Here is a 325-nt window from a genome sequence, read left to right as displayed (position 1 = left end):
TACTGGTGTCACAGTTGGTGTGTAAGTCGCAGAGACTTTAGTGCCGTTCATGTCTTCACGAACGACTGTGACTGCTGGTGCTGTTCCTGTAAATGATTTTTCTGGAACAAATGTCACCGTACCATCTGAAGCCACCGTGTAAGTACCAACACCATCAACTGTCTTCGAAGTTGAACCATCATCGAAGGTTGCTGGAACGTCATCGTTCATTGGCACACGACTATCGCCCTCAGTGAAGGTTGGTCTACCTGTTTGTGTTTGACCTTGTTTACCAGTTGATGTTGTATCTTCCGCAGTCGGAGTTACTGGTGTCACAGTTGGTGTG

1 protein-coding gene is annotated in these 325 nt (G+C 47.1%); it reads right to left on the bottom strand.

The genetic code is table 11. The features are described 5' to 3' along the window. Positions 1-325 (bottom strand): hypothetical protein (locus HMPREF2795_RS10890; RefSeq protein WP_261675687.1); only part of this gene is annotated, 325 nt, incomplete at both ends.

The sequence above is a fragment of the Streptococcus sp. HMSC056C01 genome, assembly GCF_001811305.1.
Taxonomy (GTDB): domain Bacteria; phylum Bacillota; class Bacilli; order Lactobacillales; family Streptococcaceae; genus Streptococcus.
This window is presented reverse-complemented; position numbering and strand designations above follow the sequence as displayed.